Source organism: Pseudomonas sp. 1176_21 (assembly GCF_052850635.1).
On record NZ_VXCV01000010.1, the window covers coordinates 138,611 to 152,874 of the forward strand.

Below are 14,264 nucleotides of genomic sequence, written 5' to 3' on the forward strand. Positions count from 1 at the left end.
TAAGGCCACGGCCAGCGCCAGATGTGCGATTGGACCGCAGCAATGCGGGTTTGATCGCTGGAAAAAGCCGGCTACTCGGTTAACATGCCCGCTCGATACCCGCCATCAAGGCCGCGCCGTGCATCTTGGCCCTCCCCCCTCGCGCCCGCTGGTTCTGCTGACTGCCCTGCTGGGCGGTCCGGCGGTGGCGGACGACCTGTTCGTCGACAGCCAGGCGCTGCCGCAGATCCTGACCGCCACCCGCCTCAGGCAGTCGCCGGCGGCGGTGCCCGGCAGCATGAGCGTGCTCGACAGTGAGCTGATCCGCGCCAGCGGCGCGCGCAACGTACCCGAACTGCTACGCCTGGTGCCCGGCATGATGGTCGGCTACGGCGCGGGCAACCAGCCGGCGGCCAACTACCACGGCAGCAGCGTCAACGATGCGCGGCGCATGCAGGTGCTGGTCGATGGCCGTTCGGTGTACCGCGCGGGGCTGGCGACGGTGGACTGGGGCGATATCCCGCTGGCACTGGAGGATATCGAGCGCATCGAGGTGTTCCGCGGGCCCAACACCGTCAGCTATGGCGCCAATGCACTGATGGCGGTGGTCAACATCCTCACCCGCAGCCCGGCCGACAGCCATGGCACGCGGCTCAAGGTGATCCGCGGCCAGCGCGGCATCGACGACTGGTACGCCAGCCAGGGCCTGGGCTGGGAAGGCGGCGACCTGCGCCTGTCGCTGTCGGGCCAGCAGGACGACGGCTTTGACCACAACGCGCAGGGCCAGCACTACCGCGATGGCCGCCGCCTGACCCGCCTGAGCCTGAGCGCCAGCCATGCGCTGAACGCCGAGCAGAGCCTGGACTGGCAGTTTTCCGCCAAGGAAGGCAGCGAGCAGCGCCCCTATGCCTATACCCCGGTGTTCCCCGGCGTTAGCGGCGCAGGGGCGAACGCCGACGTGAATGCCAAGGACTACGCCGCCTCGGTACGCTGGAACATCGACCTGGACCCGCGGCACAGCCTGTACCTGCAGGGTTCGGCGCTGCACTGGGATCGCCAGCAGGTGTGGAGCGCGTGCGATGCGGCCATCGCCTTCAGCCCGCAACTGGCGCAGCTGTGGCGGCTCAACCCGGGCTATACCGAACGCCTGGCCCGCAACATCGACGCGCCGATTCCTCCCGGCAGCGACCAGGAGCAGGCGCTGGCCCGCGAGGTCCGCCAGCAGTGGCACAACGGCGGTGCCAACCCGGTGTGCGGCGACATCGACCAGAGTACCCGCGAAAGCCGCCTGGACCTGGAGCTGCAGGACACCCTGAGCCTGAGCGACAGCCTGCGCCTGGTCAGCGGAATCGCCTACCGCTACGACCGGGCCGACTCGAAGACCTACTACGATGGCAGCCTCGACGACACCACCTGGCGCCTGTTCGGCCAGCTCGAGTGGCGCGCCGACGAACACTGGATCGTGCAGGGCGGCGCGATGTTCGAGGATACCCGGCTGGCGGGCAGCTCGCTGGCCCCGCGCCTGGCCGTGAACTACCTGATCACCCCGCGCCACGGCCTGCGTGCGGTGTACTCGGAGGCGGTACGCTCGCCGGACATGTTCGAGAACAACGTCAACTGGAGCTACCGCGTCGACAACCTGCGCCCGGCCGCCTTCGGCCAGCGCCACGCCGAGTACTTCGTCACCACCCGCGGCCCGGGCGACCTCGACCAGGAACGCATGCGCTCGCAGGAGCTGGGCTACAACGGCTTTTTCAGCGAAATCGGCCTGAGCCTGGACATCAAGCTGTTCCATGACCAGCTCACCGGCATGGTCAGCGAACCGCTGCGCAACAACCGGCCCATCGCCAGCAACGCCAACAAGGCGCGTTTCACCGGCAGCGAGGCGCAACTGGACTGGCAACTGCGCAGTGCCGACCGCCTGCGCCTGACCTACGCCTATGTCGATGCCTGGGCCAGCAACCCCGATGACCGCCACCTCAGCGCACGCAACAGCGGCTCGGCCGGCTGGCTGCGCGACTGGGGCCGAGGCTGGTCGAGCGCAGTGTTCTACTACGGCGACGACGCCCTCAACCAGTACCGCTTCGAGCGTGTCGACCTGCGCGTGGCCAGGCGCATCCCCATCCGCAACGCCAGCCTCGAGCTGGCCGGGATGCTTCAGCAACGCCTGGATGACGAGCCCACCAGCAACTGGCAGAACCGCTACGACAGCCGGCAGGTGCTGTACCTGAGCGCGGAGCTGGAATTCTGATGCGCCTGCTGCACGCTTGCCTGGTGCTGATGCTGGCGTGGCCGCTGAGCGCACTGGCGGCCGCAGACATTCTGGTTACCGCCGCCCAGGGCAATGCAGGCGTGCGCGACTTCGTCACCGCCCTGCGCGCGCAGCGCCCCACCGATCACGTGCGCTTCACCGCCGTGTCAGAACTGCCTGCCGGGCACAGGCTCAAGCCGGGCACGCGCCTGATTCTGCTCGACCTGGCCGCACTGGACTGGCGCCTGAAACAGGCCGAAGGCCCGCCGACGCTGGCCTTGCGGGTCAGCCGGGTACAGGCCAGCCGGCACCTGGGCGACCGACGCCCGTCCTACCTGAGCCTGCTGTGGAGCGACCCGCCGCCCGCGCGTCAGTTGCGCCTGGCCCACTACCTGCTGCCCCAGGCCAGGCGCATTGGTGTGCTATATACCGAGAACAGCCGGTTCCTGCTCGACGAGCTGCGCCAGGCGGCCAAGGCGCTGCGCCTTGAGATCATCGCCCAGGCCTGGCCCGACCCGCGTGACAATCGGCCGCTGCAGGCCGTGCTCAAAAACAGCGATGTGCTACTGGGCCTGGACGACCCACTGCTGTACAACGCCACCACGGCCAAGCACCTGCTGCTGAGCAGCTATGCACGCCAGGTCCCGCTGATCGGTCCGAATGCCGGGTTCGTGCGCGCCGGCGGGCTGGCCAGTACCCTGAGCGACCAGCATGACTGGCTGGCGGTGCTCGACCGCCTGCTCGACCAGCCGCCGGCGGCCTGGCCGCGGACGTTGTACCCCGAGCGATTTCGCGTGGCCGGCAACCAGCAGGTGGCCCGAGCCCTGGGCATCGAGGCGATAGACCCGGTGGCCGCACAGCAGGCCGTGGCCGCAGGAGAGAAGCACCGATGAAAAAACTGACCTGGGACATCAGTACCCGCACCCAGATCATCAGCCTGGGGCCGGCCCTGCTGCTGACGTTGCTGCTGATCAGCTTCTTCACCTTCGTGCGCATCCAGGACTTGCGCCAGGAGCTCAACCATACCGGCCAGCTGATCGCCAACCAGCTGGCACCGGCCTCGGAATACGGGGTCATTTCGGGCAATGACGAAGTGCTCGAGAGCCTGATGCGCGCCACCCTGACCATCCCGCATGTGCGCTTTCTCGAAGTGCAGGACAGCGAAAACCACATCCTGGTGTATGTCGAGCAGGCCGACGAGCACGAGAACCGCCCCCAGCAGGTCGAGGTGTTCCAGGCGCCTATCCGCCTGCAGCGGATCTTTCTGGACAGCGATTTCCTGCACAACGGTGGCTCGGCCTCGACCCGCAAGGACGATTACCTGGGCCGGGTGATCGTGGGCATGTCCGATGACGCCTTCAACCAGCGCCAGCAGGAAATCGTGATCAAGGCCGCGATCCTGGCCCTGTTCGCCCTGCTGTTCACCTTCATCCTCGCACGGCGCCTGGCGCGCAGCCTGTCGCGTCCGATCAGCGACATGGGGCACGCGGTCAAGGCGATCCAGAAAGGCGACTTCAATGCGCCGCTGCCGGTGGTCGACGACAGCGAGCTGGGCCACCTGGCCCGCCACATCAACAACCTGGCCAGCGGCCTGGCACAGGCCAGCCACGAGCAGCAACAGGCCATCGCCCAGCTGATCCAGGCCCGCGAGGAAGCGGAACAGGCGAACAAGGCCAAGTCGGACTTCCTGGCGATGATGAGCCACGAGCTGCGCACCCCCATGAACGGGGTGCTGGGCATGCTGCAACTGCTGCAGACCACCGCGCTGAGCGAAGAACAGAGCGAGTACGCGGCCGTGGCCAGCGAGTCCACCGGCCATCTGCTCAAGGTGATCAACGACATCCTCGACTTCTCGCGGATCGAGCGCACGACGCTGGAGCTGGAGCACATCGAGTTCAACCTGGCCGAGCTGCTGGGCAGTTGCACGCAGTCGTTCCAGCATGTCGCCCAGCAGCGCGGATTGCTGCTGCTGGCGCCACTGCCGCCGGGCATGGAACAGTTGCGCGTGGCCGGCGACCCGACCCGCATCCGCCAGGTGCTGGTGAACCTGATCGGCAACGCGCTGAAGTTCACCGAACACGGCAGCGTGCAGATCGAACCGCGCTGGCAGGTACTGGACCGACAACTGATCTGGTTCACCTGTGCGGTGCGCGATACCGGCATCGGTATCGACAGCGAGCGCCTGGAAACCATGTTCGTTGCCTTCCAGCAGGCCGACAGTTCTATTTCACGACGTTACGGCGGTACCGGCCTGGGGCTGTCTATCGCCCGCACCCTGACCGAGCGCATGGGCGGCACGCTGCGTGCCGAAAGCCGTGAAGGCAGGGGCTCGACCTTTACCCTGGAAATGCCGCTGGCGCTATGCATGCAGCAGAACCCCACGCTGCCTGCGCCCAGGGCCGACAACAGTGACCCTGGCCAGGGCCGACGCATCCTGCTGGTGGAGGACAACCCGGTGAACCAGGCCGTGACCCAGGCCATGCTGCGCAGCCTGGGGTTCGAGGTGTGCGTGGCCGCCGATGGCGCCCAGGCGGTGGCGCTGGCCAGCCGCCAGCGCTTTGCCGCCACGCTGATGGATTGCCGCCTGCCGGTCATCGACGGCTACGAGGCCACCCGGCGCATCCGCCAGATCCCCCATGCCGCAGCCATGCCGATCATCGCCCTGACTGCCAACGCGCTGCAGGGCGATCGCGAACGCTGCCTGGCCGCCGGCATGAACGACTACCTGACCAAGCCGTTCAAACGCATTGATCTGCAGCAGATTCTGCAACGCTGGCTGCCCGCACAGGCATCTGTGACTGGCGATAAATGCTAAAGTGCGGCAGTCTTACAGACTGAACCGGGCCCTTGCCGGGCTTGTCATAAAAATTTCAGTGCACAAGTGTACATCTTCGTCCCCTGTGCTGTGACTTTCACTACAACGCAATAGTCTATGTGTAGGCTGCCGCCCCAAGCCTGAGGCTTTTGGGTCGGTCGGGAAGATCTACCCCGTGCCGCACGGTGACTATTGAGGAGCTCGCATGACCAAACAAAACGCCTTTACCCGGGAAGACCTGCTGCGCTGCAGTCGCGGTGAGCTGTTCGGCCCAGGTAACGCGCAACTGCCCGCCCCTAACATGCTGATGGTGGATCGCATCACGCACATCAGCCAAGAGGGTGGCAAGTACGGCAAAGGTGAGTTGGTCGCCGAGCTGGATATCAGTCCAGACCTGTGGTTCTTCGCCTGCCATTTCGAAGGCGACCCGGTGATGCCAGGCTGCCTGGGCCTGGATGCCATGTGGCAGCTGGTCGGATTCTTCCTGGGCTGGCAAGGCCTGCCAGGCCGTGGCCGGGCCCTGGGTTCGGGCGAAGTGAAGTTCTTCGGTCAGGTACTGCCGACCGCCAAGAAAGTCACCTATAACATCCACATCAAGCGCGTCCTGAAAGGCAAGCTGAACATGGCCATCGCCGATGGCTCGGTCAGCGTCGACGGCCGCGAGATCTACACCGCCGAAGGCCTTCGGGTCGGTGTATTTACCTCCACTGAAAATTTCTAAGGGTTATTCGCATGCGCCGCGTCGTAATCACAGGTCTGGGCATCGTATCGTGCCTGGGCAATGACAAAGAGACCGTCTCCGAAAACCTGCGTAAAAGCCGTCCGGGCATCCGTTTCAACCCGGAATACAAGGAAATGGGGCTGCGCAGCCAGGTTTCCGGTTCCATCGACCTCAACCTCGAAGAGCTGATCGACCGCAAGGTCTATCGCTTCGTCGGCCACGCAGCCGCCTACGCCTACCTGGCGATGCAGGACGCGATCAAGGACTCGGGCCTGAGCGAAGAGCAGGTGTCCAACCCGCGCACCGGTCTGATCGCCGGTTCCGGCGGCGCCTCGACCCTGAACCAGATGGAAGCGCTGGACATCCTGCGCGAAAAAGGCGTCAAGCGCGTCGGCCCATACCGCGTTACCCGCACCATGAGCAGCACCGTGTCGGCGTGCCTGGCCACCCCGTTCAAGATCAAGGGCCTGAACTACTCCATCGCCTCGGCGTGCGCCACCAGCGCGCACTGCATCGGTACCGCGATGGAACAGATCCAGATGGGCAAGCAGGACGTGGTGTTCGCCGGTGGCGGTGAAGAAGAGCACTGGAGCCAGTCGTTCCTGTTCGACGCCATGGGCGCACTGTCCAGCAAGCGCAACGACACCCCGGAAAAAGCCTCGCGCGCCTACGATGCCGACCGTGACGGTTTCGTCATCGCCGGCGGTGGCGGCATGGTAGTGGTCGAGGAGCTGGAGCACGCTCTGGCCCGTGGCGCGAAGATCTACGCCGAAATCGTTGGCTACGGCGCGACCTCCGACGGTTACGACATGGTTGCCCCAAGTGGCGAAGGCGCGATCCGCTGCATGCAGCAGGCGCTGTCCACCGTCGACACCCCGATCGACTACCTGAACACCCACGGCACCTCGACCCCGGTCGGTGACGTTGCCGAAATGAAGGGTGTGCGTGAAGTGTTCGGCGACAAGGCCCCGGCCATCAGCTCCACCAAGAGCCTGTCGGGCCACTCGCTGGGCGCTGCCGGCGTTCACGAGGCGATCTACTGCATGCTGATGATGGAAGGCAACTTCATTGCCGGCTCCGCCAACATCGACGAGCTGGACCCGGAAGTGGCCGACCTGCCAGTTCTGCGCGAAACCCGCGAAAATGCCAAGATCGACACCGTGATGAGCAACAGCTTCGGTTTCGGCGGCACCAATGCCACCCTGGTGCTCAAGCGCTGGGCTGGCAAGTAAGCAAGGGCTCGCCCCTGCTGTAGAAACGCCCCGACTGGTTCGGGGCGTTTTTGTTTGCGGCTTTCGGGGCAATTGGCCGGCAAGGCCGGCTCCTGCAGGGCACGCGATGCCTGTAGGGGCCGGCCTTGCCGGCCAAAGGCGTTACACCGAAAACCTGCCCACCAGCGTATTGAGCTCGATGGCCAGCTGCGACAACGCCTGGCTCGCCGCGCTGGTCTGGTTGGCCCCCGCCGAGCTCTGCAGCGCCAGGTCGCGGATGTTGGTCAGGTTGCGGTCCACCTCCCGCGCCACCTGTGCCTGCTGCTCGGACGCACTGGCGATCACCAGGTTGCGCTCGTTGATCAGGCTGATGGCCGTGGCAATCTCTTCCAGCGCCGTACCCGCCGCATGCGCGCCATCCAGGGTGCCCTGGGCACGCTGGTTGGTCTGCTGCATGCCCTCCACCGCCCGGTCGGTACCCTCCTGGATGCCACCGATCATCTGTTCGATTTCCCGTGTCGACTGCTGGGTACGATGGGCCAGTGCCCGTACCTCGTCGGCCACCACTGCAAAACCGCGCCCGGCGTCCCCCGCCCGGGCCGCCTCGATGGCCGCGTTCAGGGCCAGCAGGTTGGTCTGCTCGGCGATCGAACCGATCACATCCAGCACCTTGGTGATGCCGTGCACCTGCTCGGCCAACTGCCCGACTTCCGCGGCATTGGCGGTAACGCCATCGGCCAGCGCCTCGATCGACGCTACCGTGAGGCGCACCTGCTCGCGCCCCTGACGGGCAATGCGATCGGACTCGGTCGAGGCCTGGGAGGTGGCCACCGCATTGCTCGCCACCTCTTCCACCGCGGCGGTCATCTGGTTCACGGCGGTGGCGGCCTGCTCGATTTCCTGGGTCTGCTGGTGCAGGCCGCGGGTAGCGTCCTCGGTCACTGCGCTGAGCTCTTCGGACGCCGAGGCCAGCTGGTTGGACGAATCGGAAATACGCCCGATGGTATCGCGCAGGCTCTGCTGCATCTGCTTGAGGGCCGCCTGCAAGCGCGCCGGCTCGTCACTGCCCTCCACGTTGATCTGCGGGGTCAGGTCGCCGGTGGCGACCACCTCGGCCACCTGCAGCGATTGCGCCAGCGGGCGCACGATACTGCGGGTCAGGGTCAGCGCCAGCACCACGGTGAGCACCAGTGCGGCCACCAGCAGGCCGACCACCCACACGCGGGCACGCTCATACACCGTGCCGGCAAGCTCGGTGGCCATGTTGGCGTGATGGTTGTTGAGGGCGATCAGCTCGTTGAGGGTGGTGGTGAGCTGATCGGCCAGCTGGTTCATCTCACCGTTGACCAGCGCCACCGCCTCCGTTGTCTGGCCCTGCAGGGCCATCTGCACTACCCGTGCCTGATAGCTCAGGTACTGCTGCTCGAGCTTGAGGTAGCGGTCGAACAGCGCCTGCTCCTCGGGCAATGCAATCAGGGCCTGGTAGCGTTGCTGTTCCTTGCCCAGCTCGCCCTTGATCTGCTCGATGCGTGAATGGGTCTGCTGCTGCGCGGCGTTGTCGCTGTTGAGCAGCAGGCGCAGGGTCAGCGCCCGTATCCGGAACATGTCCTGACTGATCTGCCCCACCGAGATCACACTGGGCAGCCAGTTGCTGTCGACCTGTTCGGACTGCTGGCGCATGCTGCTCATCTGCAGGAGCGAGAAGGCCCCCAATGCAAACACCAGCAACGCTACCAGACCAAACCCCAGACCTGCCCGCGGCGCAATGTTCAAACGTCTCAAGCTCATCTTCCGGTTCCCTCCAAAAGCGCTGCATCGGTCATGCAGCTGACGTGCTTATTAGAAGGTATCGGCCCTTGAGATTTTTGCGTAAGACGAAAAAGTGATATCAAAACGCCTTGTCATTGCGAGCGCAGGCGGCGCATGCCTCATTGCACGATGAAGCGCTGCTCGGCCAGCAGGCGGTCCCCCTGGAACACCATGAAGTGCCACTGGCCCGGTACCACTTCGTGGTGCTCGGTAAATTCATAGGCCATGACATCCTGCGCGGCCCCCGGTACCAGCTTCTGCACCACCTCGAACTTGTCATGGCGCTGGCCGTCGGGGGTGATCACCCCGGGTGTCAGGTACAGCAGCGTCAGGGGCGTGTCTTCGGCCACCTTGCCTTCAAGGCGATAGCGCAGGCCGAATTTGCTGCCAAGACGGGCCGGCACTCGGTCGGTGTGCTCCAGGGTCTGGCTGGTCTGGGTCAATACCCGTTCACCGGGCTGGAAGTCCTGGTGGCGGGTCTGGAACACGCCGTACTCCACCGGCCCCTGCACCCGCACCTCTGCACCGGCCACCGCACTCACCAGCATCAGCGCGGCCAGGGCGCCCAAACGACTCTTCGACATCTGCTCTCCATCAGGTTGATGGCGGCAGGCTATGGGGCTTGCATGACAGGCTGATGACATCAGCGTGACCTGGGCAGTACCGCGAGAAAGTTGTCCTTGGCCACCTTGTGCGCCACGGCCTCGGGCAAGGCATCCAGAAACCGGTCGAACCCGTGCAGTTGCTCGCCCAGGCTGGCGAAGCGGCCGACCACATCGGAACCGAGCATGAAACGTTCGGGGAAGCGCTCCACCAGCGCAACCCATTCGGGCCGTGGCACGCCCTTGTCGTCCAGCAGGTAGGGTTGGAGCACGCTCCACGACAGGTCGATGTACAGGTTCGAATAACGCTCGAGCATGCGCGTCAGGGTCGGCAGCAGAAAGTCCAGCTGGGTCTGGTGGCGGTGAATCTCCATGCTGGTGCCGGCGTGGGCCCAGATGAAACGGGTATCGGGGTGCTCGCGCAGGGGCTGCTCGATCTCTTCCAGGTACAGCGGGTTGCGTTCGCGCTTGGAGGTGATGTTGGAGTGGATCAGCACCGGCATGTCGTGCCTGGCCGCCAGCTGATAGATGAGGCCCAGCGCCTCGTTGTTGGCCCGTGGCGTGTCGCCGCTGGTCAACGCCGTCAGGTCGTCGTGGCGGGTGAATACTTCTCCGATGCCCTGCCACAGGCCGGGAAACAGCTCGAGCATGCGCTCGATATGGGTGGCCGCGTTCTTGTCCACCGGGTTGAAGCCGGTCAGAAACGGGTGAAAGCGCTGGCGCTGCTGCTCGGGCAACTGTTGCAGCGCCGCTGCCACATAGATGTCGGTGGCGCTGTACCAGTAGGCTGCGGCATCATCGCCGGCGTAGTAGCGCGGGCGCTTGGGCTCGTCTTCATGCCATTTCTTGGCCACCGCCACACCCGAGATCATCGACTGATCGATACGCGCCGCATCCATGGCCTTGAGCAACTCGTCCATGCCGGCGCTTTCCTGAAAGAAATCGACATAATGCAGGTGCGCGTCGCTGTAGCGGTACTCCCGCGCCTGGGCCATGCCCGACAGCGTCACCGACAGCAACAGGCACCCCAGCGTCCTGGCCCACATCGCAATCCCCTTGTGCAATTGACCCAGGGTAGACCTGCCGCCGGGCGCAACGGTTCAGCCCGGGCACCGGGCAGGTTATGCTTCCAATTATTTCCATCGCCCTGGTGCCCCTGATGAACCCTCCCCTGGTAATCCGCCCGCGCGCCGAATCCGTCGAAGGCCAACCCATCCTGCGCCCGCTGCCTTCGGCACGGCGGCGTAGCGTCGGGCCGTTCGTGTTCTTCGATCACATGCTGGCGACCGACTACCCGCCCGGGCGTGGCATGGACATTCGCCAGCACCCGCACATCGGCCTGTCCACCCTCACCTACCTGTTCGAAGGCCAGTTGCAGCACAAGGACAGCCTGGGCTCGGATCAGCGCGTGAGTGCCGGCGAGGTGAGCTGGATGACCGCCGGCAGCGCCGTGGCGCATATCGAGCGCACCCCGCCGGAGCTGCTGGGTCAGCCCAAGCGCCTGCACGGGCTGCAGGTGTGGCTGGCCTCGCCGAAGGATCACGAACAGGGGCCGGGGCACTACAGCCATCACCCGGCGGCCAGCTTGCCGAGCAGCGATGCGCTGGGGGTGAGTATCCGCATGATCGCGGGCACGGGGTTTTGCCTGACCTCGCCAGTGCCGGTGTTGTCAGCGACCCTGTATGCCGAGGTGCGCATGCAGGCGGCGAGCACGCTGCTGATTCCCGCCGAACACGCTGAACGGGCGGTTTATGTACTCGACGGTGAGGCGAGCCTTGACGATCAGCCACTGGAGCCGTGCAGCCTGGTGGTGCTGCCCGAAGGCGAAGCGATGAGCCTGTACGCCGACAGCGAATGCCACCTGGTGATCATTGGCGGCGACGCACTGGACGGGCCGCGGCGGATGAACTGGAACTTCGTCGCCAGTGACCCGGCGCTGATCGAGCAGGCACGGGCACGCTGGGCGGCCGGGGATTGGCCGGTGGTACCGGGCGAGATCGGGCGAATCGAGTTGCCTTGAGATTCGCCGGCAAGGCCGGCTCCTGCAGAGGCAGGAGCGGGCTTGCCAGCGAAGAGGCCATCAGGCCTGGAACACTTCCCGCAGCAGGTTGTGCATCGCCTGGAACGCGCGCTTGGACGTCCTGGCGTCGTACTTCATCTTGCCTGGCACGTTCGCTGCGGGGTCGGTGAACGAATGCACCGCACCTCCGTAGCTCACCAGCTGCCAGTCAGCCTTGGCCGCATCCATCTCGGCCTCGAAGGCAGGCAGTTGCTCGCGCGGCACGAGCGGGTCGGCTGCACCGTGCAACACCAGCAACGCTGCCGACACCTTGCCCTCCTGGGCCGGCAGCGGCGTGTCCAGCGTACCGTGGAACGACACCGCAGCGCGCAGACGCTGGTCTTCACGGGCCAGCTCCAGTGCGCAGCAACCGCCGAAGCAGAAGCCGAAGGTGGCCAGCTTGCCCGGCGCAAGCACTGCCTTCGATTGCCCCAGCAACTGATCCAGCGCCGCCTTCATGCGTTTGCGCAGCTCGACCCGATCATTTTTCAGCGGCATCATCGCCGCCCCCGCTTCATCCATGTTGGATGGGCGCAGCGTCTGCCCATACAGGTCAGCCAGCAGCACCACATAGCCCTGGGCCGCCACCTCCCTGGCAATGCGCTCGGCGCCCTCGCCGATGCCCATCCAGTTCGGCGCCATCACCAGGCCCGGCTGTTCCTTGGCGCCGTGGGTATACACCAGGCGGCTTTCGTACACCTTGCCGTCAAGCTTGTACACCAGCGACTCGATCGTCACGTTGCTCATGAACCCCTCCTTGCACAATGAAAAAAGCCCGCCGAAGCGGGCTTTCCTGCAACTGCTTACGCCGACAGTTCGACCAGCAGCTTGTTCAGTCGACGCACATACGCCGCCGGATCCTTGAGGCTGTCGCCCGCCGCCAGGGCGGCCTGATCGAAGAGGATATGCGAGAAGTCGGCGAAACGGTCTTCGCTCTGCTCGTTGTCCAGCTTCTCGATCAGCGGGTGACCCGGGTTGAATTCGAAGATCGGCTTGGAGTCCGGCACCTTCTGCCCGCTGGCTTCGAGGATCTGGCGCATCTGCAGGCCCATGTCCTGTTCACCGATGGCCAGGATCGCCGGCGAATCGGTCAGGCGGTGCGACACGCGCACTTCGCTGACGGTATCGCCCAGCGCGGCTTTCAGACGCTCGACCAGGCCTTCCTTGTCCTTGGCCACTTCTTCCTGAGCCTTCTTGTCCTCCTCGGAGTCCAGCTTGCCCAGGTCCAGGTCGCCACGGGCCACGTCGACGAAGCCCTTGCCGTCGAACTCGCTCAGGTAGCTCATCAGCCACTCGTCGATGCGGTCGGTCAGCAGCAGCACTTCGATGCCTTTCTTGCGGAAGACTTCCAGGTGCGGGCTGTTGCGTACCTGCGCGTAGGACTCGCCGGTGAGGAAGTAGATCTTGTCCTGACCTTCCTTGGCACGTGCCAGGTAGTCGGCCAGGGACACGCTCTGCTCGCCGCTGTCGTCGTGGGTGGAGGCAAAGCGCAGCAGGCCGGCGATCTTCTCCTTGTTGGCGAAGTCTTCCGCCGGGCCTTCCTTGAGCACCTGGCCGAAGTTCTTCCAGAAGCCCTTGTACTGCTCAGGCTCGTTCTTGGCCAGCTTCTCGAGCATGTCCAGCACGCGCTTGGTCAGCGCCGACTTCATCGAATCGATGATCGGGTCTTTCTGCAGAATCTCGCGCGACACGTTCAGCGACAGGTCGTTGGAGTCGACCACACCCTTGATGAAGCGCAGGTACAAGGGCAGGAACGATTCGGCCTGGTCCATCACGAACACGCGCTGCACGTACAGCTTCAGGCCGCGTGGCGCTTCACGCTGGTACAGGTCGAACGGCGCACGGGCCGGCACGTACAGCAGCGAGGTGTACTCCAGCTTGCCTTCGACCTTGTTGTGGCTCCAGGCCAGCGGGTTTTCGAAATCGTGGCCGATGTGCTTGTAGAACTCCTGGTATTCCTCGTCCTTGATCTCGGTACGCGGACGGGTCCACAGCGCGCTGGCACGGTTGACGGTTTCCCACTCCACGGCAGGCTGCTCTTCGCCTTCGGCGGCAGCCGCTTCCTTGGGCAGTTCGATCGGCAGGGCGATATGGTCGGAGTACTTCTTGATGATGTTGCGCAGGCGCCAGCCATCGGCGAATTCGTCTTCACCTTTTTTCAGGTGCAGCACGATGCGCGTACCGCGCTCGGCCTTGTCCACGGTGGCGACTTCGAACTCGCCCTCGCCCTTGGACGACCAGTGCACGCCCTCGCTCGCCGGAGTACCGGCGCGGCGGCTGTAGACATCGACCTGGTCGGCGACGATGAACGCCGAGTAGAAGCCCACACCGAACTGGCCGATCAGGTGCGAGTCTTTCTTCTGGTCACCGGTGAGGTTCTTCATGAAGTCGGCAGTGCCGGACTTGGCGATGGTGCCCAGGTGGGTGATCACGTCATCGCGGTTCATGCCGATGCCGTTGTCTTCCAGGGTGACGGTGTTGGCCGCCTTGTCGAAGCTCACGCGAATCTTCAGGTCGCTGCCGCCCTCGAGCAGCTCGGGCTTGGCCAGGGCTTCGAAGCGCAGTTTGTCGACGGCGTCGGAGGCGTTGGAAATCAATTCGCGAAGGAAGATTTCCTTGTTCGAGTACAGCGAATGGATCATGAGGTGCAGCAGCTGCTTCACCTCGGTCTGGAAGCCCAGGGTTTCTTTTTGAGTTTCCACACTCATGGTCTTCAACACTCCGATCTGATGGCAGTAGTCACTCGGGCCGACGGCCCCCGCGGGGCAGCGTCCGGCCTTTCGTGGCGGGATGAACAGCAGATGGGGGCTGGCATAT

Annotated in this window: 11 protein-coding genes and 1 pseudogene; 6 read left to right on the forward strand and 6 right to left on the reverse strand. The window is 64.9% G+C overall.

Annotated features, from left to right (window positions below; all coding sequences use genetic code 11):
• Window positions 1–118: 118 nt before the first annotated feature.
• The 5 genes from FW760_RS21175 to fabB all read left to right on the forward strand — a co-directional run bounded on the left by FW760_RS21175 (window position 119) and on the right by fabB (window position 6,998).
• Window positions 119–2,230, forward strand: a complete 2,112-nt coding sequence (locus FW760_RS21175; RefSeq protein ID WP_278929799.1) for a TonB-dependent receptor plug domain-containing protein — start codon at window positions 119–121, stop codon at window positions 2,228–2,230.
• A complete protein-coding gene (locus FW760_RS21180; RefSeq protein ID WP_043863118.1) occupies window positions 2,230–3,123 on the forward strand; it encodes an ABC transporter substrate-binding protein in 894 nt (297 codons plus the stop codon). Before FW760_RS21175 ends, FW760_RS21180 begins: the two co-directional genes overlap by 1 nt.
• Entirely contained in the window at window positions 3,120–5,045 is a 1,926-nt protein-coding gene (locus FW760_RS21185) for an ATP-binding protein (RefSeq protein ID WP_116053358.1), read from the forward strand. The genes FW760_RS21180 and FW760_RS21185 overlap by 4 nt, the downstream gene beginning before the upstream one ends.
• 205 nt (window positions 5,046–5,250) lie before the next feature.
• On the forward strand, window positions 5,251–5,766 hold the full coding sequence (gene fabA / locus FW760_RS21190; RefSeq protein ID WP_043863120.1) for a 3-hydroxyacyl-[acyl-carrier-protein] dehydratase FabA: 516 nt from the start codon (window positions 5,251–5,253) through the stop codon (window positions 5,764–5,766).
• An 11-nt stretch (window positions 5,767–5,777) separates the two neighbouring features.
• Window positions 5,778–6,998, forward strand: a complete 1,221-nt coding sequence (fabB, locus tag FW760_RS21195; protein WP_054915677.1) for a beta-ketoacyl-ACP synthase I — start codon at window positions 5,778–5,780, stop codon at window positions 6,996–6,998.
• Between the two features lie 141 nt (window positions 6,999–7,139).
• Here the strand turns inward: fabB and FW760_RS21200 are convergent, their stop codons facing one another.
• The 4 genes and pseudogenes from FW760_RS21200 to FW760_RS21215 all read right to left on the reverse strand — a co-directional run bounded on the left by FW760_RS21200 (window position 7,140) and on the right by FW760_RS21215 (window position 10,434).
• Window positions 7,140–8,216 carry a methyl-accepting chemotaxis protein gene (locus FW760_RS21200; RefSeq protein WP_445009203.1) on the reverse strand — a complete coding sequence of 359 codons (1,077 nt, stop codon included), beginning with the start codon at window positions 8,214–8,216 and terminating at the stop codon, window positions 7,140–7,142.
• Between the two features lie 75 nt (window positions 8,217–8,291).
• A pseudogene (locus FW760_RS21205) lies at window positions 8,292–8,765 on the reverse strand (MCP four helix bundle domain-containing protein); the annotation flags it as partial.
• A 140-nt stretch (window positions 8,766–8,905) separates the two neighbouring features.
• A complete protein-coding gene (locus FW760_RS21210) occupies window positions 8,906–9,370 on the reverse strand; it encodes a DUF3859 domain-containing protein (protein ID WP_078480459.1) in 465 nt (154 codons plus the stop codon).
• A 59-nt stretch (window positions 9,371–9,429) separates the two neighbouring features.
• Window positions 9,430–10,434: an amidohydrolase family protein gene (locus tag FW760_RS21215; protein WP_043863124.1), complete on the reverse strand. Its 1,005-nt coding sequence runs from the start codon at window positions 10,432–10,434 to the stop codon at window positions 9,430–9,432.
• A 113-nt stretch (window positions 10,435–10,547) separates the two neighbouring features.
• Between FW760_RS21215 and FW760_RS21220 the strand changes: the two genes are divergently transcribed.
• Window positions 10,548–11,408, forward strand: a complete 861-nt coding sequence (locus FW760_RS21220) for a pirin family protein (RefSeq protein WP_054915674.1) — start codon at window positions 10,548–10,550, stop codon at window positions 11,406–11,408.
• A 60-nt stretch (window positions 11,409–11,468) separates the two neighbouring features.
• Here FW760_RS21220 and FW760_RS21225 read toward each other — a convergent pair whose 3' ends face one another.
• Window positions 11,469–12,194 (reverse strand): dienelactone hydrolase family protein, encoded by a 726-nt coding sequence (locus FW760_RS21225; RefSeq protein ID WP_116053355.1) that lies wholly within the window; start codon window positions 12,192–12,194, stop codon window positions 11,469–11,471.
• 56 nt (window positions 12,195–12,250) lie between these two features.
• Window positions 12,251–14,155 (reverse strand): molecular chaperone HtpG, encoded by a 1,905-nt coding sequence (gene htpG / locus FW760_RS21230; RefSeq protein ID WP_043863127.1) that lies wholly within the window; start codon window positions 14,153–14,155, stop codon window positions 12,251–12,253.
• Between the last annotated feature and the right edge of the window lie 109 nt (window positions 14,156–14,264).